A 1,382-nucleotide genomic window follows, 5' to 3' on the forward strand; every position below is an offset into this window, starting at 1 on the left:
GAGATGGGGTGGTTGCCGTCCTCCCCGCACGGCATCGCAATGTGCCAGAATGGTCGTTGGAAGAAACGACTGCGCGAAAGGACGGCAGATGAAGGATACAGTGATAGGCGTTGATCTGGCAAAGAACATTTTCCAGGTTCATGGAGCTTCGCGTGCGGGCGAGGTGATGTTTCGCAAAAAGCTGCGTCGTCAGCAGTTTATGCAGTTCATGGCCACGCAGCCGCCTGCTCTGGTCGTTCTTGAAGCGTGCGGGAGCGCGCATTACTGGGCTCGCGAACTGGCAGGAGCTGGTCACGAGGTCAGACTGATCGCTCCGCAGTATGTGAAGCCTTTCGTGAAGCGCCAGAAGAACGATGCTGCTGATGCGGAAGCGATCGTCATTGCGGCCCGTCAGCCGGAAATGCGCTTTGTCGAACCACGCACTGAAGCGCAGCAGGCGCGTGGCGTTCTTTTCCGGGCCCGGCAGCGTCTGGTGCACCAGCGCACGGAACTGGTGAATGCCCTGCGTGCCGTTCTGTATGAATTCGGTCTCGTCGTGCCACAGGGGATTGCGCATATCAGACACATTGAAGCCATGCTGGATGAGGCGGTTCTGCCAGAGGCTGTGAAGCAGGAATGCCTTGATCTGCTGCGACAGATTTCGGAGCAGAGTGTGCGGATTGATGTCAGAACAAAGAAGATCAGGATGCTTGCCCAGGAAAGTGAAAACACCTGCAGATTGCAGAGCATGCCTGGAGTGGGTCCTCTGACCGCTCTTGCGATTGAAGCTTTTGCGCCTGACCTGCAGAGCTTCCGGCGCGGGCGCGACTTTGCTGCGTGGCTGGGGCTGGTGCCCCGTCAGTTCTCATCTGGCGGAAAGGAAAGGCTGGGGAAGATATCAAAAGCCGGGCAGGCTGATATCCGCAGGCTTCTCATCATGGGCGCCATGACCCAGGTGAACTGGGCCAGCCGTAAGGCCCCTGCACCGGGAAGCTGGCTGGCACGGATGCTGGCCCGCAAGCCCCGTATGCTGGTAGCCATTGCGCTGGCCAACAGGATGGCACGAGCCATCTGGGCCATGGCAACAAAACAGGAGGATTATCGGGATCCGGCCCTGTCCGTGGCAGCCTGAGCGATGGCTCGGCTCCCGCGGATGGAACCGGTAGGGGTGTGAGAGGGCGATGACCTGAATGGGCGCATGATCGTCTGATCCGGATCGGAAAAACCAGTGGATTTCTCTGTGCTTTAAAGCACGCCTGTGAGATTTGGATCTGATCCGCTGATCACCATACTGGCCAGTGGCTTCTGAAAGGCCACATCAACAGGCCTTACAGAAGACCGCACACGATCACACGTCAATATGGGTCAGAAAACTCTTGCATAACGGACGGCAACCACAGAAG

Annotated in this window: 1 protein-coding gene; it reads left to right on the forward strand. The window is 58.0% G+C overall.

Features of this window, described 5'->3' with window-relative positions; all coding sequences use genetic code 11:
• Positions 1-88: 88 nt before the first annotated feature.
• The gene (locus GOB93_RS20905) at positions 89-1,111 is read left to right on the forward strand and encodes an IS110 family RNA-guided transposase (protein WP_041247965.1); all 1,023 of its coding nucleotides are present in this window, start codon (positions 89-91) and stop codon (positions 1,109-1,111) included.
• The last annotated feature ends 271 nt before the right edge of the window (positions 1,112-1,382 follow it).

Source organism: Acetobacter musti (assembly GCF_011516835.1).
Lineage (GTDB): Bacteria > Pseudomonadota > Alphaproteobacteria > Acetobacterales > Acetobacteraceae > Acetobacter > Acetobacter musti.